20 protein-coding genes and 1 pseudogene are annotated in these 22,068 nt (G+C 67.9%); 7 read left to right on the top strand and 14 right to left on the bottom strand.

The features are described from left to right. Positions 1-34 precede the first annotated feature (34 nt). The 8 genes from EV644_RS32520 to EV644_RS32485 form a co-directional block, all read right to left on the bottom strand. On the bottom strand, positions 35-805 hold the full coding sequence (locus EV644_RS32520) for an alpha/beta fold hydrolase (protein WP_132193199.1): 771 nt from the start codon (positions 803-805) through the stop codon (positions 35-37). 296 nt (positions 806-1,101) lie between these two features. Then, the gene (locus EV644_RS32515; RefSeq protein WP_132193197.1) at positions 1,102-2,532 is read right to left on the bottom strand and encodes a GH1 family beta-glucosidase; all 1,431 of its coding nucleotides are present in this window, start codon (positions 2,530-2,532) and stop codon (positions 1,102-1,104) included. 88 nt (positions 2,533-2,620) lie between these two features. Continuing rightward, positions 2,621-3,643, bottom strand: a complete 1,023-nt coding sequence (locus EV644_RS32510) for an ABC transporter ATP-binding protein (protein WP_132193195.1) — start codon at positions 3,641-3,643, stop codon at positions 2,621-2,623. Then, positions 3,643-4,689: an ABC transporter permease gene (locus tag EV644_RS32505; RefSeq protein WP_132193193.1), complete on the bottom strand. Its 1,047-nt coding sequence runs from the start codon at positions 4,687-4,689 to the stop codon at positions 3,643-3,645. Before EV644_RS32505 ends, EV644_RS32510 begins: the two co-directional genes overlap by 1 nt. A gap of 3 nt (positions 4,690-4,692) precedes the next feature. Continuing rightward, a complete protein-coding gene (locus EV644_RS32500) occupies positions 4,693-5,673 on the bottom strand; it encodes an ABC transporter permease (protein WP_132193191.1) in 981 nt (326 codons plus the stop codon). Beyond that, positions 5,670-6,737: an ABC transporter ATP-binding protein gene (locus EV644_RS32495; RefSeq protein ID WP_132193189.1), complete on the bottom strand. Its 1,068-nt coding sequence runs from the start codon at positions 6,735-6,737 to the stop codon at positions 5,670-5,672. The genes EV644_RS32500 and EV644_RS32495 overlap by 4 nt, the downstream gene beginning before the upstream one ends. Before the next feature lie 159 nt (positions 6,738-6,896). Continuing rightward, positions 6,897-8,576, bottom strand: coding sequence for an ABC transporter substrate-binding protein (locus tag EV644_RS32490; RefSeq protein ID WP_132193187.1), 1,680 nt, complete (start codon positions 8,574-8,576; stop codon positions 6,897-6,899). Positions 8,577-8,762: 186 nt separating this feature from the next. Next, positions 8,763-9,788: a LacI family DNA-binding transcriptional regulator gene (locus EV644_RS32485; RefSeq protein WP_132193185.1), complete on the bottom strand. Its 1,026-nt coding sequence runs from the start codon at positions 9,786-9,788 to the stop codon at positions 8,763-8,765. 330 nt (positions 9,789-10,118) lie between these two features. On the opposite strand from EV644_RS32485, the gene EV644_RS32480 reads away from it, so the two are divergent. The 3 genes and pseudogenes from EV644_RS32480 to EV644_RS32475 all read left to right on the top strand — a co-directional run bounded on the left by EV644_RS32480 (position 10,119) and on the right by EV644_RS32475 (position 12,778). Beyond that, entirely contained in the window at positions 10,119-11,321 is a 1,203-nt protein-coding gene (locus EV644_RS32480) for an ROK family transcriptional regulator (protein ID WP_241999089.1), read from the top strand. A gap of 112 nt (positions 11,322-11,433) precedes the next feature. Next, positions 11,434-11,673 (top strand): annotated as a pseudogene (locus EV644_RS46730) (family 1 glycosylhydrolase); the annotation flags it as partial. A 73-nt stretch (positions 11,674-11,746) separates the two neighbouring features. Beyond that, positions 11,747-12,778, top strand: a complete 1,032-nt coding sequence (locus EV644_RS32475; protein WP_241999087.1) for a family 1 glycosylhydrolase — start codon at positions 11,747-11,749, stop codon at positions 12,776-12,778. 88 nt (positions 12,779-12,866) lie between these two features. On the opposite strand, the gene EV644_RS32470 is transcribed toward EV644_RS32475, so the two are convergent. After that, the gene (locus EV644_RS32470) at positions 12,867-14,150 is read right to left on the bottom strand and encodes a glycoside hydrolase family 16 protein (protein WP_132193181.1); all 1,284 of its coding nucleotides are present in this window, start codon (positions 14,148-14,150) and stop codon (positions 12,867-12,869) included. Positions 14,151-14,518: 368 nt separating this feature from the next. Here EV644_RS32470 and EV644_RS32465 point away from each other — a divergent pair, with 368 nt between their 5' ends. From EV644_RS32465 to EV644_RS32455, 3 genes are all read left to right on the top strand, one after another. Next, the gene (locus tag EV644_RS32465) at positions 14,519-16,345 is read left to right on the top strand and encodes a ricin-type beta-trefoil lectin domain protein (protein ID WP_241999085.1); all 1,827 of its coding nucleotides are present in this window, start codon (positions 14,519-14,521) and stop codon (positions 16,343-16,345) included. A gap of 191 nt (positions 16,346-16,536) precedes the next feature. Then, a complete protein-coding gene (locus tag EV644_RS32460; protein WP_132193177.1) occupies positions 16,537-17,358 on the top strand; it encodes a MerR family transcriptional regulator in 822 nt (273 codons plus the stop codon). Positions 17,359-17,364: 6 nt separating this feature from the next. After that, positions 17,365-17,715 carry a VOC family protein gene (locus EV644_RS32455; RefSeq protein WP_132193175.1) on the top strand — a complete coding sequence of 117 codons (351 nt, stop codon included), beginning with the start codon at positions 17,365-17,367 and terminating at the stop codon, positions 17,713-17,715. A 59-nt stretch (positions 17,716-17,774) separates the two neighbouring features. Here EV644_RS32455 and EV644_RS32450 read toward each other — a convergent pair whose 3' ends face one another. From EV644_RS32450 to EV644_RS32440, 3 genes are read right to left on the bottom strand one after another with little or no spacing between them, the layout of a single operon-like run. Then, on the bottom strand, positions 17,775-18,527 hold the full coding sequence (locus EV644_RS32450; protein ID WP_132193173.1) for an AlkZ-related protein: 753 nt from the start codon (positions 18,525-18,527) through the stop codon (positions 17,775-17,777). Continuing rightward, entirely contained in the window at positions 18,524-18,838 is a 315-nt protein-coding gene (locus EV644_RS32445) for an ArsR/SmtB family transcription factor (protein WP_132193171.1), read from the bottom strand. Before EV644_RS32445 ends, EV644_RS32450 begins: the two co-directional genes overlap by 4 nt. 58 nt (positions 18,839-18,896) lie before the next feature. Further along, complete coding sequence (locus EV644_RS32440; protein WP_132193169.1) at positions 18,897-19,331, bottom strand: MarR family winged helix-turn-helix transcriptional regulator; 435 nt, start codon at positions 19,329-19,331, stop codon at positions 18,897-18,899. A gap of 82 nt (positions 19,332-19,413) precedes the next feature. Between EV644_RS32440 and EV644_RS32435 the strand changes: the two genes are divergently transcribed. Then, positions 19,414-20,055 carry a maleylpyruvate isomerase family mycothiol-dependent enzyme gene (locus tag EV644_RS32435; RefSeq protein ID WP_241999083.1) on the top strand — a complete coding sequence of 214 codons (642 nt, stop codon included), beginning with the start codon at positions 19,414-19,416 and terminating at the stop codon, positions 20,053-20,055. A gap of 27 nt (positions 20,056-20,082) precedes the next feature. On the opposite strand, the gene EV644_RS32430 is transcribed toward EV644_RS32435, so the two are convergent. Continuing rightward, complete coding sequence (locus tag EV644_RS32430; RefSeq protein ID WP_132193167.1) at positions 20,083-20,739, bottom strand: response regulator transcription factor; 657 nt, start codon at positions 20,737-20,739, stop codon at positions 20,083-20,085. A 25-nt stretch (positions 20,740-20,764) separates the two neighbouring features. After that, positions 20,765-21,997, bottom strand: coding sequence for a sensor histidine kinase (locus EV644_RS32425; protein ID WP_241999082.1), 1,233 nt, complete (start codon positions 21,995-21,997; stop codon positions 20,765-20,767). Positions 21,998-22,068: the final 71 nt, after the last annotated feature.

Here is a 22,068-nt window from a genome sequence, read left to right as displayed (position 1 = left end):
TCACCCACAGCACCCCTCACCCAGATGATTCAGGTCAGCTAGCCGGCGCGCGGCGAATCGGCGCCATCGTCGGAACGGGCTCGTGGATCAGAAAGTCGACGACGATCTGATTCACGAGCCCGGGCTTCTCCTGGGTGAGGAAGTGCGAGGTGCCGGGGACGACGGCCAACTCCGAGTTCGGGATGCTGTCGTACATATCGACCGAGTGCGCCAGCGTCACGATGTCGTCGTCGGCGTACATGATCAGGGTCCGGGCCGTGATCGCGGACAGCTCGGACGCCCGCAGGTCGGGCTCCTTGGCGAACATCTCACCGATCTTGGCCGCCATCACCGGGAAGTGGTCCTCGCCGTCGGGCGAGACCTCGCCGTACGCCGGGCCGAGGAACTGCGTCATCATCGGGATGTCCCACCCCATCTCGGGATCCGCCTCGCCGGACTTGTTGAAGCCGCCGCTGATCAGGACCAGCCGCTTCACCAGTTCGGGCCGCTGCATCGCCACCAGCATCGCGACCATGGCACCGTCGCTGTGCCCGACGACATCGGCCGGCTCACCGACGACGGCTTCCAGGAACGCGATCGTGTCGTCGGCCATCAGCTGGTAGCTGATCGGCCCCTCGACGTCCGGCGTGTGCCCGTGGCCGCGGCGCTCCGGCGTGTACACGTGGAAGTGCTCGGCCAGCGCGGGCAGGTTCCCGGCGAAGAACCGCGCGTCCAGCAGACCGCCGTGCATCAACACCAGCGGCTCGCCCTCGCCATGCTCGGCGTACCAGGTCTTCACGGCCCCCAGTTGTACGTACTCGCCCATGCCCCGCACTCCCTCGTAGACAGTGGTAGCGCGGAAACTACCCCAAGTCGGGCCCTTGCGGCGGTGCTGGCTGGAGGTTGCCCGCCGGCTGAAGCTCATCCGCGGCGGCGGACCGAGCGATAGGAAATACCCCGCGAGCGAGGCGCGCCCACCGCCTACCTCAGCGTCACAAGTCCTGCCACCACCAACTACTTCCTGTCGGTCGGTACACCGATCACCGGTGGACCGCGACGCTTCGGCATTCAGGCGGCATGGGCAGTCCGTTCAGCGGCCGACCGCCTCGCCTTCATCCAGAGTCAGTTAGTGCGGAGTTGTTGGATGAGGTCCCGGAGGTACAGGGCGCTTTGTTTCGGGGTGCGGGTTTGGGTGTCGTAGTCGACTCGGACGATGCCGAAGCGCTTCTCGTAGCCGTAGGCCCATTCGAAGTTGTCGAGGAGGGACCAGGCGAGGTAGCCGCGGATGTCGGCGCCCTGGTTGATCGCGGTGGCTACGGCGGCGAGGTGGGACGAGAAGTAGGCCGTGCGCCCGTCGTCGACCACATAGCCAGACGCGTCGGGGGTGTCGTCGAAGGCGGCGCCGTTCTCGGTGACGACCATCGGGAGGCCGGGATAGTCGCGGCTGATCCGGACCAGCAGGTCGGTTAAGCCCTCCGGCACGATCTCCCAGTCCATCGCCGTGCGCGGTTTGTCGAGCGGCAGGGTCCGGCTGATCGGGAGCCCGTTGTCGCCGACCGTGCGACCGTTCTCGTCGAACCCGGTGAACTTCTGGCTGAAGTAGTAGTTGACCCCGAGTACGTCGATCGGTGCGGAGATCGTCGCCAGATCCCCTTGCTGCACAGGGATCTCGACACCCTCGGCCGCGAGGTCGGCGATCACGTCGGCCGGGTAGCGCCCGTGCGCCAGTGGGTCCAGGTAGAGCCGTGCGCCCATCCCGTCCGCACGCCGTGCCGCCTCGAGGTCGGGCTGGGCGTCGCTGGCCGGGTACGCCGTCGCCGCGTTCAGGGTGATCCCGATGTCGATCGCGCGCGGAGCCGCCTCGCGCATCCGCTCGGTGGCCAGGCCGTGCCCGAGCAGCAGGTGGTGAACCGCGGCGACGGCTGCGGGGTACTCCTTCCGCCCCGGCGCGTGGACGCCATACGCGTAACCGAGCATCGCCGAGCACCACGGCTCGTTCAGCGTGGTCCAGGTGTTCACCCGGTCGCTCAGCGCGTCGAACACCAGCATCGAGTAGTCAGCGAACCGGTACGCCGTATCGCGCACCGGCCAGCCACCGGCGTCCTCGAGCTCCTGCGGCAGGTCCCAGTGGTAGAGCGTCACCCACGGGTCGATGCTCTGGGCAAGGAGTTCGTCGACCAGCCGGTCGTAGAAGGCGAGGCCGGCCGGGCTGGCCGGGCCCTTGCCGTGCGGCTGGACCCGCGGCCAGGACACCGAGAACCGGTACGTGTCCATGCTGAGGTCCTTGATCAGGGCAACGTCCGCGGGCATCCGGGTGTAGTGCTCGCAGGCGACATCTCCGGTGTCGCCGTTGTCGATCGCGCCGCGCACCCGGCAGAACGTGTCCCAGATCGACGGGGTCCGGCCGTCGACGTCGACGGCTCCCTCGATCTGGTAGGCGGAGGTGGCGACGCCCCAGCGGAAGTCCGACGGCAGGCCGGCGATCAGCTCCTGCTCGGCCGCCGGTGCGGTGAACGCGACAGTTGAGGTGGTGGGGACAGCTGTTGTGTTCATGGTGAACGTACGGCGCGCCGGTGGGCATACGCCGTACTGGCTCCCTTCGGGACGGTCCTACAGAGGGGCGGGGAGGCGCGGACGAGGGTCAGGCGACCGGGACGCGACCGGGCAGCCAGCAGGCCACCGAGCGGTCCGGGTCGTTCCTGGCCTCGGGGACACCGAGGACGGGAATCTCCGTGGAGCAGCGGTCGAAAGCATGCGGGCAGCGCGGATGGAAGGCGCAGCCGCTGGGCATGCCGCGCAGGTCGGGCGGCGACCCGGGGATCCCGGACAGGTCCCGGCGCGGGCCACGGAGGGCGGGGAAGGACTTGAGCAGCCCCTCGCTGTATGGGTGCAGGGAGTCCTTGTAGAGGTCCGCCGACCGGGCCTCCTCGACGATGCGACCGCCATACATGATCGCGATCCGGTCGGAGAATTCGACGAGCAGTGACAAGTCGTGGGTGATGAACAGCACCGAGAACCCGAGCCGCTCGCGCAGTTCGACCAGTTGCGCCAGGATCTGGCGCTGCATCACCACGTCGAGCGCGGTGGTCGGCTCGTCCATGATCACGACCTGCGGCTCGAGCACGAGCGCCATCCCGATCATCACCCGCTGGCGCATACCGCCGGACAGTTGGTGCGGGTAGGCGTCCATCCGGTCGGCCGAGATACCGACCAGCTTGAGCATCTCCTTGGCCCGGGCGACCCGCGCCTCCGGGCCCAGCTGCGGCTCGTGCGCGCGGATCACGTCGAGCATCTGGGTGGAGACCTTGTGCACCGGGTTCAGCGAGTTCATCGCCCCCTGGAACACGATCGAGGTCTCGGCCCAGCGGAACGCGCGCAGTTCGGCGTTGGTCAGCCCCATCACGTCGTACGGATCGCCGGTCGGCGGGTGGTAGACGACGCTTCCTCCACTGATCACGCCGGGCGGCGGGAGCAGGCGGGTGACGCCGTACGCGAGGGTCGACTTGCCGCTGCCGGACTCGCCGGCCAGCCCGAGCACCTCACCGCGGTGCAGGGTCAGCGTGACGTCCCGGACCGCCTGGACCGCCACGTCGCCGAGGCCGTAGTCCACGTTGAAGTTCTTGATCTCGAGGACAGGAGCCTTCACTCGATTTGAAGTCTGCATCAGGCGGCACCCTTCGCTTTCTCGGAGGCCTTGCGCACGACCGGGGTGACCGGGGCGTCCTTGCCGGTGGTGTTCAGCACCGGGGTGAAGCCGACCCTCATCTTGACCGTGTGGCCGTCCGAGGTCTTCACCTTGGTGTGTCCGCTGCTGCGCAGCCGCGGGCTGACGAACTCGTCGATGCCGAAGTTGATCAGTGACAGCGCGGTGCCGAGGAACGCGATCGCCAGCCCGGCCGGCACGAACCACCACCAGGCGCCCTGGGCGAGGGCCTGCTGGCTCTGCGCCCAGAAGAGGATGGTGCCCCAGTTCCACTCGGAGATGGTCGAGATCCCGATGAAGGCCAGGGTGATCTCGGACATCACCGCGAAGATCACCGTGCCGACGAAGCCCGACGCGATGATCGCGGTCAGGTTCGGCAGGATCTCGACGGTGATGATCCGCCAGGTGCTCTCACCGGTGGCCCGGGCGGCCTCGACGTAGTCCCGCCGGCGCAGCGACAGTGTCTGGGCCCGCAGTATCCGTGCTCCCCAGGCCCACGACGTCAGGCCGATGACGAGGGCAACCATCAGGTCACCGGCGCCGGGGATGGTGGAGGCCACGATGATGATCAGGGGCAGCGCCGGGATCACCAGGAAGACGTTCGACAGCGCGGACAGACTTTCGTCGGCAGCACCGCCGAGGAAGCCGGAGCTGACCCCGATCAGGACCGACAGCGCGGTCGCGATCACGCCGGCCAGCAGCCCGACGAACATCACCCCGCGGGTGCCGACCAGGACCTGGCTGAAGATGTCCTGACCCAGGTGGGTGGTGCCGAACCAGTGCTTGCCCGACGGACCCTGGATCAGGTCGCTGCTGCGGGCGGACGGATCGAACGGCGCGATCCACGGGCCGATGATCGCGATCAGGCAGAAGAAGCCGAGCACGACGAGGCCGGTGGCGGCCTTCGGGTTGGCGACGAACCGTAGCCGCCGGCGCCTGGCCGCGGCGGCCGCGTCGACGGGTCCCTCGGGCGTGGCCGCGACGATGGTGGTGGCTGGTGCGGACATCGGTCAGCCCTCCTTGCGGGTGCGGGGATCGAGCAGCAGATACGCGACATCCGCCACCAGGTTGGCGACCAGGACCGACATCGTGATGACCAGGAAGACCCCCTGCATCAGCGGGTAGTCCTTGGAGCCGACGGCCTGGAACAGGTTGTAGCCGATGCCGGGGTAGGAGAAGACGATCTCCACCAGCAGGGTGCCGCCGACGATGAAGCCGAGCGACAGGGCGAACCCGGACACGTTCGGCAGCAGCGCGTTGCGGGCGGCGTAGCTGACCATCACCCGCCGGTCGCTCAGGCCCTTGGCGTGCGCGACGGTGATGTAGTCCTCCGACGCCACGGTGACCATCATGTTCCGCATGCTGAGGATCCAGCCGCTGACCGAGGAGATCAGGATGGTGATCGCCGGCAGCAGGCTGTGCTGGATCGCGCTGGCGATGAACTCGCGGTCCCAGGACGGCACCAGCCCGGGCTCGTAACCGCCCGAGGACGGGAAGAAGCTGTCGGGGCCGGCGAACAGCGTGATGGCGAGCAGCCCGAGCCAGAAGTACGGGATGGACGACAGGAACGTTGTCACCGGCAACAACCCGTCCAGCCACGAACCACGCCGCCAGCCCGCGAGCACGCCGAGCGACGTACCGATCATGAAGCTGGCGAAGGTGGTGATGCCGACCAGCGCGATCGTCCACGGCAGGCTCTGCTTGAGGATCTCCGAGACCGGCGTGGGGAAGAAGGTGAACGACAACCCGAGGTCGCCGTGGAAGATCTGGCCCCAGTAGTCGACGTACTGGCTCCACAGGCTGGCGTTCTTGTCCAGGCCGAAGAGCACGTAGAGCGAGTTGATCGCCTCGGTGCTCATCTGGCCCTGGAACTTGTTGATCAGCGAGGTGACCGGGTCACCCGGGATCATCCGCGGGATGAAGAAGTTGATCGTGATCGCGGCCCACGCGGTGAACAGGTAGAACACGATCCGCTGCAGCAGGAACTTCACTTCGCCGCTCCTTCCTCGTAGAGCCAGCAGGCCGCCCAGTGCGCGGTACCGGAGTCGACCACCGGGAGCTCGAAGCGCGGTGGCAGGTCGGTGGAGCACTTCGGCATCGCGTGCACGCAGCGCGGGTGGAACCGGCAGCCGGCCGGCGGCGCGATCAGGCTCGGCGGCTCACCACCCGCCTCGTCCTCGGGCGCGTTCTTCGGATCACCGACGCGGTCCAGGCGGTCGGGATCGGGCGCGCTCTCGATCAGCAGCCGGGTGTACGGGTGGGCGGGGGTCTGGGTGACCGTCTCGGAGTCGCCGCCCTCGACCATTCGGCCGGCGTACATCACCATCGTCTCGTCGGCGAAGTAGCGCGCGGACGCGATGTCGTGGGTGATGTAGAGGATGGCGAGGTCGAGCCGTTCCTTCAGGTCCCGCAGCAGGTTCAGCACGCCGAGGCGGATCGACACGTCCAGCATCGACACCGGCTCGTCGGCGAGCAGCGCCTCGGGGTCGGCGCCGAGCGCGCGGGCGATCGACACCCGTTGGCGCTGGCCGCCGGACAGCTCGTGCGGGAACTTGTCCAGGTAGCGCTCGGGCGGGGTGAGCTGCACGCGCTGCAGCAGGTCGTTGAGGTTCTGTTCCAGCTCGGCGGACGTCTTGCCCGCGCGGCCGTGGATCTTGAGCGACCGGGTCAGGTGGTAGCGCACCGTGTGGACCGGGTTCAGCGAGGCGAACGGGTCCTGGAAGATCATCTGCACCTGGCGGCAGTACGCGCGGAACTTGCGGCCGCCGTGCACGGTGACCGACTTGCCGTGCAGCCGGATGTCGCCGTCGGTGCGGGAGTACAGCTGCGCCAGCAACCGCGCGACGGTGGACTTGCCCGAGCCGGACTCGCCGACGAGCGCGGTGACCCGGCCCCGGCGGAGCGTCAGCCGGATGTCGTCCACCGCGTGCACCGCTTTGCGCTCCTTGGTGAACAGGTCGCGCAGGCCCCGCCGTACGGGGAAGTGTTTGGTGAGGCCCTCGGCCTCGAGTACCACGTCACCGGTGGTCATCGGGTCTGTCTGGGTCGCCGTCATGACGTTCGGAACTCCTAGCTTGATCGCGGCACCGCGGCCGGGACTCCCAGGTGGTGGAGTCCCGGCCGCGGAGATTCCTGAAGCCACATGCGCCGGGCCTCCGCACGTCGTCTCCTGCCTGGACGGCGGAGACAACGCACGCAGTCCCGGCCCATCTGGCTAGGCGCCTGCGGGCTTCAGGTTCAGGACGATCTGGAGTGCGTTCTGCTGCGTCGGCTGGGCCGGAGCGTACTGGTTCTGCTCGTCCGGCCAGCCCTCCCAGTTCTTGGTGCTGTAGAGGCCGCCGACGTTGGACGCCGAGGTCGGGATGATGGGCATCTGGTCGACCATGATCTTCTGCAGCGTGTTCAGCGCGGCGGTGCGGGCCGAGTCGTCGGTGGCGTTGGCGTACTCGTCCAGCGCCTTGGTCGCCTCGGCGTTGCTGAACCGGCCGTAGTTACCGCTGACCTTGCCGGTGCCGACGGGCTTCAGGATCTTGCCGTCCATGATGTTCTGGTAGATGTCGTACGGCGTCGAGCCACCGTTGGTCCAGTGCATCGCGGCGTCGAAGTTGCCCTCGTCGATCGCCTTGAACCAGGCGTCCTGGTTCGCCTTGTCGACGGTGGCCTTGATCCCGATCGTGGACAGGTTGTCCTTGATGATCTCGAGGTCGGTGATGTAGTCGGACCAGCCGGCCGGGTCGGTCAGCGTGATCGTGACCGGCTTGCCGGACGGGTCCTTCAGCACGTCGCCCTCGAGCTTGAAGCCGGCGGAGGCGAGCTCGGCCTTGGCCCCATCCACGTCCACCGAGTGCTTCTTGTCCTTGAACTCCGGAGCGATGAAGGACTCACCGGCCGGGGTCGGGATGCCGGTGACGGACTCGACCTTCGGGTAGAAGTAGCCGGCCTCACCCTGCATGAAGATGTCGTCGCGGCTGATCACCTTGTCCATCGCACGCCGCAGGGCGGGGTTGTCGAAGGGCTTCTTGGTGGTGTTGATCCACAGGCCGTGGATACCGAGGTTCGCCGGGAACCAGAGCTTGTGGTGCGCCGGGTCCTTGTCCTGGTACACGGCCTTGACGTTCGGGACGAAGACGAAGCTCCACTCCGAGGCGCCGTTGGCCAGCGCGGTGGTCTGCGCGTTGTTGTCGTTGTACGACGTGTACCGCAGCTCCTTGACCTTCGGAAGCTCCTGCCAGTACGAGTCGCGCAGTTCGAGCGTGGTGGTCTGCGGGGTGAACGACTTCAGCTTGTACGGGCCGGTGCCGATCGGGTTCTTGATGGTGTCCTGGGTCGGGTCCTTGAGCGCGGACCACTGGGCCTTCGGCACCACGAAGACGGTGAGCACCTTGTTCTGGTTCACGAACTGCGACCGGGTGAACGTCAGGTCCACCTTGTTGCCGGACGCGGTGATGGTGCCGTACGGGATCGCGTCACCGTTCAGGCCCTCGTTGTCCTTGCGGAGCTGGAACGAGTACGCGACGTCGTCGGCGGTCATCGGCGTACCGTCGGTGAACTTGACGCCGTCGCGGATGGTGAGCGAGAGCTTGGTGAAGTTGTCGGCCCACTTCCACTCGGTGGCCAGCCACGGCTTGCCGGCCTCGGCGGGCTTGATGCCGTTGATCATCACCAGCGGTTCGTAGATCATCCAGCGGTAACCCAGCGACGCGCCCGACGACGAGCTGAGGAACGGGTTGTGGTTCTCCGTCTGCGGGCCGTTCGGCATGCCCACGTTCAGCACCGTGGTGGTACTGGCGGAGCCGGCGGTTTCGTTGTTTCCATCCCCGTTGCTGCAGGCAGCAAGTGTGACTGCCGCGAGCAGGCCCGTGAGGGCTAGCGCGACTGAGCGTCGAGCTCGCATCGTTCCTCCTGTGTTTCGTCCAACTGGTTGGCGGATGACTGTCGGATGACTGTCGGGTGGAGCCTGGGGGGCCTTCGCATCGTGCCGTGAAAGCGCTCTCATGGGAATATCGGCGGCGCTAACAGATCGGTATCGGTGTTTCTTGTCCGAGCGGCGGGGCAGGGCAGCTACCCCGCCGCCGGGGTCCTAGGTGTGCTGAGCTGGGCGGGCGGGCGCGGGGGCGGTTGAGCTGCGGACGATCAGCGTTGTGGGCAGCACTTTGGGTTCCTCGGGCAGCGGCCGGCCGCCGAAGTAGCCCATCAGCATCCGGGCCGCGGCCTGACCCATCTGGCGCATCGGCTGATGCACCGTGGTCAACGGCGGTTCGGTGTGCTGGGCGTAGGGGATGTCGTCGAAGCCGACCACCGACACGTCGTTCGGCACGTTCCGGCCGGTCTCGCGGACGGCCTGGATGGCACCGCCGGCGGACAGGTCGTTGTGCGCGAAGATCGAGTCGAACTTCAGGCCTGCGTCGAGTGCCTGCTGGACGCCTCGGCGGCCGCAGTCGTGGGTGAAGTCGCCTTCGAAGACGAGCCGTGGGTCCAGCTCGATGCCGGCCGCCGCATAAGTGTCGCGGAAACCGTCCAGGCGTTCGTGGGTGCAGCCGAACCAGCCCACGCCGGTGATCACCAGCGGCCGGTGCCGGCCGAGCTCCAGCAGGTGCTGGGCCGCGGCCGCGCCGCCGGCCCGGTTGGTGGTGGCGACGGACGGGAACAGGGGCTGCTTGGCCCGGTCGTCGATCAGTACGACGGGCAATCCGCGGGCGTGCAGTTGCTCGATGTAGGCGAGCGTGCCTTCCGGCTCGATCACCAGCAGGCCGTCGAAGGACTGGGCCGAGACCTGGGAGGCGAACTGCTGCATGGATTCCTCACCCCGGTTGCAGGTGAACAGCAGCAGGCCGTAGCCCTCGGACTCGACCACGTCCACCGCGCCCTGCAGCACCTCGCCCATCCAGGGCCAGGTGAGCGAGGGGACCAGCATCCCGACGATCCGCGTCCGGCCACGAGCGAGGCCGACGGCGCGGGCGCTGGGCACGTAGCCGAGCTCCGCGATCACCTGGCGGACCCGCTCGGCGGTGCGCAGGTCGAGCTCGCCCTTGCCGTTGAGGACTCGCGAGACGGTGGTCTTGCTGACTCCGGCTCGGGCCGCGACGTCGGCGATGGTGATCGACACTTCAGCTCCCCTCGGGCGGTCGGGGCGTGGGCGGGACTTCTGTTGCCGGTGTGTGAACGGGAGGTTCGGAACCGGTTTCGGAAGCGGTTCCGTAGAGTGAAGCGGAGTGAGTCAGGTCACGTCAATCACGGTGAGATAACGAAACAGACCTAAGTTCACGATTTGTAGGAAGTCCGCCGCGCTGGTGTGCTCCAGCCCTTCCAGTCCGGTCCTGGTGCATGATGGACTTCGAGATGCGGGATCGATTTCAGCGGTCCGCACGAGCTGTCGGCGGCACTTTCAAGGGCGGGGTCACACGAGATGGATGTACGTCGGACCACAGTGCGCGACATGCGCCGGTCCAACCGCTCCGTGATCCTGACCAGCATCTACCGCGACGGGCCGCTCAGCCGCTACGAACTGGGCCACCAGACCTCCTTGAGCGCCGCGAGCGTGAGCAACCTGGTCGGCGAACTGCTGGATGAGGGTGTCGTCGAGGAAGCCGGGTCGGTCGAGTCCGACGGCGGCCGGCCGCGCGTGCTGCTGCGCGTCGCCCCGACCTTCGGGTACGTCGTCGGTGCGGAGGTGGGAGAGACCCGCGTCCGCGTTGAGCTTTTCGACCTCGCGATGAAGGTGCTCGCGACGGCGGTCTACCCGATCGAGACGGCGAAGCCTGCTCCCGAGCTGGCCGTGAAGTACGTGCTGCAAGGCCTCAACGCTGTGATAGGCGAGGTCGGGATCTCGCCGGGACAGGTCCTCGGCATGGGTGTCGCCGTCGCAGGTGTTGTCGAGGGGCCCGCGGATGCGATCGTCCACGCGCAGACGCTCGGCTGGGACGCCGTACCGGTGGGTGCGATGCTCGCCGCCGGGACCGACATCCCGATCCAGGTCGACAACGGTGCGAACACCCTCGGCCAGGCCGAGATGTGGTTCGGCGCCGGCCGCGGTGCGACCGATGCCGTGGTGGCGCTGGTCGGCTCCGGCGTCGGCGCGGCCCTTGTCACCGGTGGATCCAGCTACCGCGGCACCCGCAGCAGCGCCGGCGAGTGGGGCCACACGACGATCGTGTACGGCGGTCGCAAGTGCAGGTGTGGCGCCGAAGGATGCCTCGAGGCGTACGTCGGTGCCGAGGGCGTGCTCGAGCGGTTCCAGCTCGCCAACGGCGGACAGCCCGCACCGGGTGGCGACGAGGAGGCAGCCTTCATCGGCCTGCTCGACTCGGTCGGTACGTCGGAGGTCGCGGCCAAGGTGGTCGAGGACACCATCGGGTACCTCGGCGCGGGTTTCGCCAACCTGGTGAACCTCTTCAACCCGGAGCGGATCGTGCTCGGCGGCTGGTCCGGGCTGTTGCTGGGGGAGCGATACCTCCTGCAACTCCGCGAGGCCGTCGGCAAGCACGCGCTCCGTCAGCCGTACGCTCAGGTCTCGATCGAGCTGTGTGAGCTCGGCCGGGACGCCGTGGCGATGGGCGCCGCCACCCTGCCGGTGCTCCGCCTTCTCCGCGAAGGCGGCGCCACCCCGCGCGAACCAGGCCTGGTAGCCCGAACCCGCTGACGCCACCGCTCAAGACGGCCGCTTCGTTCCGGAACGCGGCCGTCTGCTTCTGCGGGTTCAGGACTTCAACTATCCTTTGAAAAAACCTACCTCTACCCCTTGGGGGTCACCGATGGTCGAGCTCTCCCCGCTCCGGCAGGACTTCGTCTGGGGTACCGCCACCTCGGCGTACCAGATCGAAGGCGCGATCGACGCCGACGGCCGGTTGCCGTCGATCTGGGACACGTTCTGCCGGGTGCCCGGCGCGATCGACAACGGCGACACGGGTGACGTCGCGTGCGACTCGTACCGCCGCTGGCCGGAGGATCTCGCCCTGCTGAAGCAGCTCGGGGTGGACGCGTACCGCTTCTCGATCGCCTGGCCGCGGGTGATCCCCACCGGCTCCGGCGCCGTGAACCCGCCCGGCCTGGAACTACTACGACCGGATGGTCGACGATCTGCTTGCCGAGGGCATCAAACCCTTCGTCACCTTGTACCACTGGGATCTGCCGCAGACGCTGCAGGATCTCGGCGGCTGGGAGAACCGCGACACGGCGTACCGGTTCGCGGAGTACGCGGGAGTCGTCGGCGCGAAGCTCGGCGACCGGGTCCGCGACTGGGTGACTCTGAACGAGCCGTTGTGCTCGGCCTGGATCGGCCACTGGGAAGGGCGGATGGCGCCGGGCATCAAAGATCCCGCGATCGCGGTGCGCGCGTCGTACAACCTGATGCTGGCACACGGTCTCGGGGTCGCCGCGCTGCGCGAGTCCGCGCCGGAACCACCGTCGGTCGGGCTCGTCGTGAACCTCAGCCCATGCGAGCCGGCTAGCGCCAGCGCCGCCGACATCCGCGCATCGCAGATCGCCGACGGGCACATCAACCGCTGGTGGCTCGACCCGCTGTTCGGTCGCGGCTTCCCGGCGGACATGACCGAGGTGTACGGCGTGGAGCTCCCCGAGCAGCCGGGTGACGCCGAGATCATCGCGGCGCCGACGGACTTCGTCGGGCTGAACTACTACTTCCGCCAGCTCATCAAGGCCGACGAATCCGTTCCTGTGCTGGGATTCAGCCAGGTCGAGGGCCCGAACCCCGAGCACACGATGCTCGACTGGGAGGTCCACCCGGCCGGTCTCGAGGAGCTGATCCTCCGGCTGGCCAAGGAGTACGGCGCCGAGAAGATCTACATCACCGAGAACGGCTCCGCGTGGGTCGACTCACCCGACGCGTCCTTCATCGTCGAAGACCCGAACCGGACCGCCTACCTGGAAGGCCACCTGGCCGCCTGCGTCCGCGCCGTCGAACAGGGCGCCCCGCTGGCCGGCTACTTCGCCTGGTCCCTGATGGACAACTTCGAGTGGGCCTACGGTTACGCCCCCCGCTTCGGCCTCGCGTACGTCGACTACCCCACCGGTACCCGAGTGATGAAGACCAGCGGCAAGACCTACACCAACCTGATCCAAACCCACCGCACCCCCTGACCCTCCCTCCCTCCCTCTGAAGGGGCAACCCCTCCTCTCGGGGGTTGACCCCCGAGAGGAGCGCGAGCGGGTTGGGGTGCTGGGAGGGCTAGATGGTCCACTTCTGGGCAGGGGTGCCGTTGCAGGTCCAGATCTGTAGGCGGTTGCCGTTGGCGGGGTTGCCGGACGGGACGTCGAGGCACTTGTTCGCCTGTGGGTTCACCAGGTCGTGGGCGCCCGTGTAGGTCCATTGCTGGGCCGGGTTGCCGCTGCAGGTGGCTATCTGGAGCTTGGTGCCGTCGGCGGTTCCGCCTCCGGCGACGTCCAGGCACTTGCCGAGGGCACGGATCGTGCCGTCACCCGGACGGGTCCACTGCTGGGCGCCGGAGCCGTTGCAGTCGTACAGCTGGACCGGCGTACCGTCGGCCGAGTTCGCGGCGGCGACATCCATGCACTTGCCGAGCGCCGTGATCTGGCCGCCACCGCCGCCGCCTCCGCTGAGGCTGCTGACCCGGACGTAGTCGACCGTCATCGTCTGCGGCATCTGCGTGCTGCCGTCGGGGTAGCCCGGCCAGTAGCCGCCCACCGCCACGTTCATGATCATGAAGAACGGGTGGTTGTAGACCCAGGTCCTGCCGCCGAGATCGGCCGGAGTACGCCGCTGGTACTGGACTCCGTCGACGTACCAGGTGATCGAGTTCGGCTCCCAGTCGACCGTGTAGGTGTGGAACCCGTTCCTGAACGGCTGTCCGTTGGGCGAGTTGTACGCCGCGCCGATCCCGCCGGCGCCGGAGTAGCCCGGGCCGTGGATGGTGCCGTGCACGATGTTCGGCTCCCTGCCGATGTTCTCCATGATGTCGATCTCGCCGTCGTTCGGCCAGTTGCCGCCGCCGAGCATCCAGAAGGCGGGCCAGACCCCTTGGGTCCCGGGGATCTTGATCCGCGCCTCGAAGCGTCCGTACGTCTGGGTGAAGGTCTGGGCGGTGAGCAGCCGGGCCGACGTGTACTGGCAGGGGCCGTAGTGGCAGGTGAAGCCGCCGCTCTCCTGGCGCGCCGTGATCACCAGGTTTCCGGCGCCGTCCTTGGCGGCGTTGCGGGTGCTGTTGGTGTAGTACTGCCGCTCGTCGTTGCCCCAGCCGGAGCCACCGATGTCGTAGCGCCACTTGCTGGAGTCCGGCGCCTGCCCGGACGGGCCGTCGAAGTTGTCCTCCCAGATGGTCGGACCCACCGCCGCGGCGGCCATCGGAACACCCGCGCGAGCGGATTCGGGGGCCGCAGTACCGAGGGCCGTCGTACCGGCGGTGGCGGAGGATTGGAGCAGAGCGGTGCCGAGCAGTGCGGCGCCGGCCGCGAGCAGGGCGGTGGTTCGGAATCGGGGACGCTGGAACCTCATGCGTGCCTCATTTCTCGTTCGGCCGGACGGTCGATAGTCCGGCCGTGGGGGCGGGGGCGGGACTGGAACGAGACAGGGAATCGCTGGCACGCAGCTTGGTGTGAGAACGCTCCCACGTCAAGACCAGGCATAAATATAAGTCGTGAAAAAAGTCTCGTTATGGCGTTGACACCGCCCTGTACCGATGGTTACCTCATGGTGACCACCAGTTGCGGCGCGGGCAGACGCCGACACCCGGGGGTCCCATCCGCCCTGTGAAAGCCCTTGAGCAAAAGGGAGATTCCGCCATGCCCCCGAACGGGACCTCACGCCGCGGCACTCGCCGCCGACGCCTTATTCCTGCCCTGGCAGGGCTCGCTACCCTGTGCGTGACCGCGACCGGTCTGAGCATCGGCACCTCGCAGCCCGCGCACGCCGCGGATGAGCAGGTGAACGTCTGGCTGACCACCACGAACGACGCCGGCGGCCGGAACGTGACGCGCGGGCTGCAGCAGCAGGCCCCGGTCAACTTCGGCCCGGCCGGCGGCAGCGCGAACCAGACCGTCAACGTCAACGAGAACACGACGTACCAGACGTTCGAGGGTGGTGGCGCCTCCTTCACCGACAGCGCCGCCTGGCTGCTGAACAGCAGCAACACGATCACCGCGGCGACCCGCAACCAGGTGATGAAGGACCTGTTCGACCCGGTGAACGGCATCGGTCTGGCCTTCACCCGCAACCCGATGGGGGCCTCGGACCTGGCCCGGTTCAACTACTCCTACGACGACACCTGCTGCGACCTGAACGATTTCAGCATCAACCATGACCTGGCGGACGTGGTCCCGCTGACCAAGCAGGCGAAGCAGTTGAATCCGGCGCTCAAGGTCAAGGGCGCGCCGTGGAGCGCTCCGGCCTGGATGAAGGACAACAACAAGTTCACCAACCGCGGCTGGCTCAAGGCGGAGTACTACCCGCTCTACGCGCAGTACTTCGTGAAGTACGTCCAGCAGAACGCGGCGCAGGGGCTGAAGATCGACTACGTGTCGGTGCAGAACGAGCCGACCTGCTGCGGTACGGACGACACCGGCTACGCGTCGATGAACTGGAACGGCGCCGGGCTGCTGAACTTCACCAAGAACCACCTGATCCCGGCCTTCCGGGCGGCCGGCATCACCACGAAGGTGCTGATCCTCGACTACAACTGGGGCAACTACAACGACCTCGGCTCCGTTCCGCTCGCGGATGCCGGGCTGCGCAACGACCCGCTGTTCGGCGGTATCGCGTGGCACGGGTACGGCGGTGACGTGAACCTGCAGACGACGGTGCACAACCAGTACCCGGCCGTGAACCACTACATGACCGAGCACTCCGGCGGCACCTGGATCGCGAACCAGCAGACCGAGGACATGAACAACCTGATCGACTACACCCGGAACTGGAGCAAGTCCTGGGTCAAGTGGAGCCTCGGCCAGGACCAGGACATGCTTCCGTACGTCGGTGCCGGGTGCAACGTGTGCACCGGCCTCGTCACCATCCAGCGCGGTGGGGCCCGGGCCGGCCAGGTCGACAAGACCGTCGAGTACTACACGATGGGACACCTGACCAAGTTCGTGAAGCCGGGTGCGGCGCGGATCCAGTCCGACGCGAACAACTCGGTGAAGAACGTGGCCTGGAAGAACCCGGACGGGTCGAAGGCACTGATCGCCTACAACACCACCGGTGGTTCGCAGTCCGTGCGGGTGAACTGGGGTAACCAGTCCTTCGTCTACACGCCGCTGCCCACCAAGACCTCGGCGACCTTCACCTGGTCCGGCACCCAGAGCGGTGGTGGCGGGGGCGGCAGTGGCCAGATCACCGGTCTGGCCGGCAAGTGCGTCGACGTCGCCGGAGCGAACACCGCCGACGGCACCGTGGTCGACCTGTACGACTGCAACGGTACTGCGGCGCAGCAGTGGACACGGCCCGGTGACGGTACCGTCCGCGCGCTCGGCAAATGCCTCGACGTCAGCGCCGGTTCGACCGCCGACGGCGCCAAGGTGCAGCTGTATTCGTGCAACGGCACCGCTGCCCAGCAATGGACCTATACGAGTGGACGGGATCTGGTGAATCCACAGGCGAACAAGTGTCTCGATGTCACCGGCAACAACTCCGCGAACGGCACACCGCTGCAGATCTGGTCCTGCACGGGCGCCGCGAACCAGAAGTGGAACGCCTGACCACCCACTGACCGGGTGTCCGCACGGGGACACCTCCGGATCGACCGTCACCGCGCCCCCGGTGGCGGTCGATCCGTTTGTACCCCTGGTACCGCGAACGGCGGCCGGGCGCGGGTGTTCGTGCTGCCGGCCGCGGGTTTTCGGGGGGTGGGGTTTGACCCTCCGGTGGCCGGAGGGTGGAGGCTTTGGTCATGACCGCGTCGGTGACCATCGGTGAGTTCTCCCGGCTCACGCATCTGAGCGTGAAAACGCTGCACCACTATCACGAGATCGGCCTGCTCGCGCCGGCCCGGATCGACCCGTCCTCCGGGTACCGGCGATACGAGACCACCCAGGTCCCGACCGCGCAGCTGATCCGCCGGCTCCGGGATCTGCAGATGCCGCTGGCCCAGGTCCGCTCGGTGGTCGAGGCGCCGGACGTCGCGTCCCGGGACCAGGCGCTGCGGCAGCATCTGGACCAGATGGAACAGGAACTCGTCCGCACCCGCGAGGTGGTCGCCTCGCTCCGGTCGATGCTCACACTGCCGATCTCGGACTTCACCGTCGAGTACCGGTTCGTGCCCGCCTTCCGCGCGTACTCCCTGTCCGATCGGGTGGAGAGAACGCGGATCGACGAGTGGTGCGAGACCACCTTCGGCCTGCTCGGCGAGATCGCCGGCACGCACGGGATCACGGCCACCGCGGGAGCGACGTACAGCGACGAGTTCTTCACCGAGGATGTCGGCGAGGTGGTCGGGTTCCTGCCGGTGGCGCCGGACTCCCCGGCGATCGAGCGGGTCGGACTGATCGACCTGCCGGCCTCCTTCTTCGCGGTGACCGTGCACGAAGGGCCGTTCACCGACTTCGACCGCACCTATGGCGCCCTCGGCAGCCACGTCGCGGAGTACTGCGAGATCGCGCCCGGGCCGATCCGCGAGCTGTACGTCGTGGGCCCGGGCGACAACGCCAGGCCCGACGACTTCCGTACCGAGATCTGCTGGCCGATCCAGCGGATTCCCACTCTGAAAGGTTGATTCCCCATGCCCATCACCCTCGAGCACGTCACCTTCGACTGCGCCGACGCCGCCGCGCTGGCCGGCTTCTGGGCCCAGGTGATGTCCCAGCAGGTCGATGCTGACGGCAACGAGTTCTTCGCCACCGTGAACAAGGCGGGCGGCGGACCGGCGCTGATGTTCATCCAGGTGCCGGAGGAGCGGGCCGGCAAGAACCGGCTGCACCTCGACCTCGCGACCGCCGACTGGGCCGCCGAGGTGGACCGGATCGTCGGGCTGGGCGCCAAGCGGGTCGGCGAGTACGACGAGTACGGCGCGCACTGGGTCACCCTCGCCGACCCGGAAGGCAACGTCTTCGACCTCGCCGAGATCCGCTGACTCCGTTGACGGTCCGTTGATTCCCTGACGCGCCTGGCTCCGCACTCCGGCCCGGCGCGTCAGGCGGTGCGCGGTTGGTAGCGGCGACCGTCGGTGGTCGCGCGGTCGGTGCCGACCAGTTCGTCGAGGAGCTCGCGGGCCTTGGGTGTGGACCAGCGGAAGGCCCGGGCCAGTTCGGCCGGGGAGGTGTCGAGCATCGTGTCGAGGTACCGCGCGGCCGCCTGGCTGTGATCGCGGCGGCCGCCGACGTCGAACTGCTCGCAGGTCAGCGTCAGGAGCGCAGCCGGCCACCCGTTGCTGGACTCCTCGACGCCTGCCGTGGTGACGAGCAGGTTGCGCTGCAGTTCAGTGATCGCCCGCTGGTACCTGTTGCGGTCGCCGAGCAGGGAGCGCAGGGCAGCACTCGAGAGCCGCTCTACCGCCAGTGCCTCGGCGATCTCGTGCGCTGCCGGCGACAACTCCAGTTCCTCGTGGTCGTCGAGTTCGCCCGCTCCTGGATAGAGGACGGCTAGGAGTGCGGGGGAGAGGAATGAGCCACGCCCGCCGAGGTAGGCGCCGTACCAGGCCAGTCCGCGGCGGGGGAGTTCGTCCTTCCAGCCCCAGACCTTCTGCTCGTTCTCGCCCATGCCGGTGCCGAACGGCTCGTCATCCTCCCCGGCGACGGCCTCCCACAAGGACGGGCCGATCGGCCGCGGTGCCGGGAAGAGCAGCGCGAAGCCGACGTCCTCGACGAACTTGCCGGCTCGCTGCACCGAGCCGACCCGGCGGCCCCGTACCCACCATCGGCGGGCGCGCTGTTCTTCAGGAGTCACTGGTCGTCGCTCATCCGGTCGAGGTGGGATTCGAGCGCATCCAGGCGGTCGCGCCATAGATCGCGGTACGGCTCCAGCCAGGCGTCGATCTCGACGAGAGGCGCCGGCCGGAGGCGATACCAACGGCGCTGGGCGTCCTGGCGTACGTCGACCAGCCCGGCGTCGCGCAGTACCTTCAGGTGCTTGGACACGGCCGGCTGACTGAGCGCGAGTTGCTCGACCAGTTCCCCGACCGGCCGCTCACCTCCGCGCAGCAGGTCGAGGATCTCCCGCCGCCGCGGCTCGGCGAGCACCTCGAACGTAGTTGCCATACCAGGAATATAACCGCCTGGGCTCCTCGCGACCCATCCTGTTCACCTGCTGGTGCGACTAGGCGTACGGGTCTGTGATCTCTCGCAAGGAGATCAGGGCTTTGCGGAGCTGGGCGGCTTGGGCGGCCCCGAGGTGGGCGGTCCATTCGGCTTCGACCTCGGCGACGACCGCGTCGGCGACGGGCATCGTCCGATGTCCTCGCTCAGCGATCTGGACCAGGCGGGCCCGGGCGTCAGTCGGGTCCGGGACGCGGCGGACGTAGCCGGAGCGCTCGAGTTGATCGACGAGGAAACCGGCTGTCTGTTTGGTCACCCGGGCCTGTTCGGCGAGTTCGGTCAGCCGGGTGCCGTCCTGGCCGATCCGCTGGAAGATCCGCGCCTGGGCGGGGGTGAAGTCGTCGAACCCGGCCGCCGCGAGAGCATCGAACACCCGGTTCTCCAGCGCGCGGTACGGGATGAAGAGCAGCAATCCGAGATTCAGGTCGTCCGGCACCTCCCCATCTTGACCGGTAGTCAGAGAAGCTGTCTAATATAGTTAGAGAGGCTTACTAGATCGTCACGGATATCCGGGGGCCATGATGGAAGTTGAGCAGATCTGGCGGTACGTCGACTCCGAGCGCGCGAGTCTCGCCGAATTCCTGTCGGGGCTGAGCGCCACCGAGTGGACGACGCCCTCCCTGTGCTCGGGGTGGACCGTCCAGGCGGTCGCCGCGCACGTGATCTCCTCGCCCCAAGCCCGGGCCTGGCCCGTGGTGGCCGGCCTGATCCGGTACCGAGGGGACTTCAACCGGCTCATCCTCGAGGAAGGCCAGCGCGCGGCCGCGACGCACTCACCCGAGCAGATCATCGCGCAGTACCACCAGTACGCCGGATCGCGCCGCCACCCACTCGGTACGACGCCGGCGGATCCCCTGCTCGACGTACTGATCCACGGCCAGGACATTGCCATCCCCCTCGGCCGCCGCCGCGAGATGCCACCCGAGGCAGCCCGAGCCGCGGCAGACCGGATCTGGACGAAGTCCTTCCCCTTCAAAGCCCGCAAACGCCTGGCCGGGGTTCGCCTGGTCGCCACCGACATCGCCTGGATCGCCGGCCAAGGCCCCGAGACTCGCGGCCCCATCTCCGCCCTGCTCCTCCTCCTGTCCAACCGCCCCACCCCAGCCCACCCCCGGCTCTCCGGCCCCGGCCTGCCCACCCTCCACCCCACCTCCTCCTGACCCCGGGCCTTCCTCAGGGATTGGGACTCAGGTGCCGAGGTAGCGGAGGATGGCCAGGACGCGGCGGCTGTAGCCGGTGACGTGGTTGAGGGCGAACTTGTCGAAGATCGAGTTGATGTGTTTCTCGACGGCACTCTGCGAGATGAAGAGTTGCTCGGCGATGCTCGGGTTGGTGTGACCTTCGGCCATCGCGGCGAGGACCTCCTGCTCCCGCTTGGTGAGCTGGCTCAGTGGGTCGGTGTGAGTGGTGCGCGCGAGCAGTTGGCGGACCATGTCCGGGTCGAAGGCGACACCGCCGGCGCCGACGCGTTCCAGCGCGGCGAGGAACTCCTCGACCCGCATCACCCGGTCCTTCAGCAGATAGCCGACGCCGTCCTGCTCCGAGGTGATCAGCTCGGTCGCGTACGCCTTCTCGACGTACTGCGACAACACGAGAACGCCCACCGACGGCCAGCGGGAACGGATCGTCAACGCGGCGCGGATGCCTTCGTCGGTGTGCGTCGGCGGCATCCGTACGTCGACCACGATGACGTCGGGCAGGTTCGCTTCGGCGGCGGCTTCGACAGCTTGCACCAGGGAATCGCCATCGCCGACCGCCGCGAGCACCTCGTGGTTCTCCTCGACAAGCAGCCGGGCAAGGCCCACGCGCAAAAGGGTCGAGTCCTCGGCCAGGATCACCCGCACAGCAGCTCCGCTCTCTGGTTCTGGATCACCCGCACGGCAGTTCCGCCCGGATGGTGGTGGGCCCGTCGATCGGGCTGTGGACGCTGAATGTTCCGTCGCCCGCCGCGACTCGACTCGCCAGGCCGCTGAGTCCGCGACCGGTCGGGTCCGCTCCACCTCGTCCGTCGTCCGTCACCGTGACCACCACACCCGGTACGTCGATCGGCGCCGCGGCGGTTCCGGAGGAAGGGGGCGCTTCGGAGGTTGGCGTGAGGGTGATGGCGATCTGGTTGGCGTTGGAGTGTTTCGCGGCGTTGGTGACCGCCTCGGAGACAACGAAGTACGCGACCGTCTCGATCATCGTCGGTGGCCGGGTCGGCAGGTCGTACTGCAAGGTGACCGGGATGCTGGACCGCTCGGCCAGTACGGCGATGACGTCGCGCAGACCGTATTGGTCCAGCACGGTCGGGTAGACCCGCCAGGCGACCTGACGGAGATCGTCGAGCGCCTGCTCGGACTCCTCGTGCGCCTGTCGGACCAGCGCGGCGGCACGCTCGGGGTCGTCGGTACGGCGGGCCCGGCTGAGCAGCAGGCCAAGAGCAACCAGTCGCTGCTGAACCCCGTCGTGCAGGTCCCGCTCGATCCGGCGACGCTCGTCGTTGACCACCTGAACCACTTCGGCGCGGCTCAGGGTCAGTTCGGAGACTCGGCGGGAGAGCACCTCCTCGGCGGACGGGGTGAGGTGCCGGCGGGCCAGCCGCTCGTCCAGGCCGGCGACGCCGACGATGCCCATCACGTTGAGGTAGAGCAGCAGTGCGCCGGGCAACGCGGCCACCAGCACGGTCGCGGAGCTGACCCGGTTGCCGTCCTCCTCGATGAAGGCCCACTCGCCGCCGAAGATCCAGGCGGTGAGCATCGAGCCGGCCACGATCAGGCCGAACAGGAGCAGCAGCACCACGAGTCCGCCGAGAATGCCGGCCGGCCAGTGCCTGGCGACATAGCGGAAGGCGCTGCGGTCGGAGTACGGACCGAGGTCGCGGACCTGGTGGAAGCGGGCCAGCCGGCGTTGCCCGAGGGCGGTGAGTTGCCGCGAGCAACGATGGACGAAGCCGACGACGCGGTCCCGTGAGCGAGGCGCGGCAACGATGGGGAGCAGACCGAGACCGGCCACCAGCAGGAAGGCGAGCTCGGCGATCGCCAGTACGGAACCGAGCGCGACACCCGCCAAGGTGTTCAGGCTCTGCCGCAGCGGTGCTCCCCCGTTCTCGCATGTCGGCAAGGTTAGTGGGCACCGAAGGAGAGCGGACTGTGGTCTTCCACAGTTCTGTACTGTGGAAAAGCCGAGGAAAT

The organism is Kribbella orskensis (genome assembly GCF_004342085.1).
GTDB classification, from domain to species: Bacteria; Actinomycetota; Actinomycetes; order Propionibacteriales; family Kribbellaceae; genus Kribbella; species Kribbella orskensis.
The sequence above is the reverse complement of the archived record's forward strand: the minus strand, read 5'-3'. Positions and strand labels throughout refer to the sequence as shown.